Annotated in this window: 1 protein-coding gene; it reads left to right on the top strand. The window is 51.9% G+C overall.

Going from position 1 to position 1,802, the window contains the following annotated elements; all coding sequences use genetic code 11:
• The first annotated feature begins 1,246 nt into the window (after positions 1-1,246).
• Positions 1,247-1,711: a VirK family protein gene (locus A3A5_RS43470; protein ID WP_157637264.1), complete on the top strand. Its 465-nt coding sequence runs from the start codon at positions 1,247-1,249 to the stop codon at positions 1,709-1,711.
• Positions 1,712-1,802 lie beyond the last annotated feature (91 nt).

Here is a 1,802-nt window from a genome sequence, read left to right as displayed (position 1 = left end):
CGCACAACCAGGGCAGCGCTGTTCTGCTGCGTGTGAAGAAATAGATGCAGCTTAAATTCGGTTGAAAGCTGTCTTGACAGAGGGGTCCACTTTACATTGCCACTCGCAGGATCGACTAAGACTCCGCATCTCCAATAGGCAATTCTATTGTTCGTCTATGGATAGCGGCTCAGCCAGGTCCCGCGCATTTTTTGTCAGACGAGCCAGTTTCCTACTGTTAAGCCGGTCCAGCGAGGCCGACGCAGGAAGGTTGAGTGGAGCGAGGTCATCTGGGCAGGGACTACGAGCGGCGCCCCGACGTGTCCGAGGCAATGTGGTCTATATCGCAATGGGCAGACTTCTGCTACGCAGATTCGCCCGTCCTTGAATTTTCAAACTGACTCTAATCAGGATGAAGCGATTTTGTTGTAGCGGCGACAGAAATTGGCAGCATTGTCTGTTTTGTCTGTTAGCGCTATCGGTCAATGGCTTTAATGACCTCCACAGCTTTCTGGTTTCTATTGGGGGCTTGGGTTGTTGGCATGGATTTCGCTTACAATTCGATTGTCGCTGGAATATTAATTAAATGGTGAGGAAAAGTAATAAGGTGTAAATTGATCTTCAGGGAGTAAGTGTTATGCGTAAAGTTATGAGCGCGATGTTAGTAGGCGTAGCCGTGATCTTGGTTGGTTCGGCTCAACCAATCTCGGCTAGTGAGTATGTATGTGAGCCAAATGGGTGGCACGGTTGGTGCTGCTATCGCGAAGGGCAGCCTCCAGTTTGTTCCTAGTACTATAGCCGTGCCTCATGGCCGAGGTTTTTGCGGAGGAGTTCCCCGTAGTGCGGACGAGCGCCTGGCGTCGGCCCGCAGGCAGCAGCCTTGAGACGCCACCGTACGTTAAACACCGTACGTTTCATTTTCATCGGCATATTCGACGGATTTCAAGGCTCTGCCTTGGGGAAACCGGACCCACACCATACTGGTCAGCAGCTATACCGGTCACGGCGCTGCATGACCAGGACACGAGTTTGCCGATTCGAGGTATTTAGCGCCACGAAAGGCAAGTCCATGAAATGGCGGGTTACCATCGAGCGCGGCAAGATCACGACTATGCGTGATAGCGCTCTAAAGAGGTGCAATTTTCGTCCGCACCGCGATCCATGCAACATTCGATTGGCGTTGACGCAGATCAGGGCCGGCCCAGTATCATTGGGCCAAAATGGCCAGCAAGTCCCGCGAACGCGAAAGAAATCCCGAGGTTATTCCATGAAGAAAATGCTTATCGCGCTGTCAATTATCATTCCGGCAATGTCAGCGCACGCAGAATCCACAGAACAACTCTCAAGTCTCGCCGATGTAATAAGCGTCCTTAATCGTGGCGCGACCGTCTCGGTGACGGTCGATCTGACAAGGTGCGCACCAGCGGGTGATACAACGATGCAAGGCAGCACGCGCGGTGGTCTAAAGATCAATACCTATCAGGTCTTGAGCGACGGGTCTTTATACTTCGCCGACGAGCGCACGACGGTCAGCACCTATGGTGACCAGCGCTTCCAATCCACATTCTGGAACCCAAACTGGCTATCTGTTCGCTATAACCTAAGAGCCGATCAGACCATCTCGGTGGCGACTGAAATTTTTTCTTTCCCTGGTTATTTCAGGGTTGCTGGGAATTCTGACTACACCTGCGCGGTCAATCAGGGTATCGAGTTCTACACCAAACGTAACTAGTACAACATCCCGTAAATAGGTTGAATAATTAATCGCCTCGGATATCATGGTGGGATGAGCCGAGGCCGCCAAGCAACGCCAGTGAAGCTGG

The organism is Cupriavidus sp. UYPR2.512 (genome assembly GCF_000379565.1).
Classification (GTDB): Bacteria; Pseudomonadota; Gammaproteobacteria; order Burkholderiales; family Burkholderiaceae; genus Cupriavidus.
Note: the sequence above shows the minus strand (reverse complement) of the source record. Positions and strands in the feature narration are given on the sequence as shown.

Coding starts and splice junctions, on each gene's coding strand:
- A3A5_RS43470 (WP_157637264.1), top strand. CDS start 1,247: ATGAAGAAAATGCTTATCGCGCTGTCAATTATCATTCCGGCAATGTCA.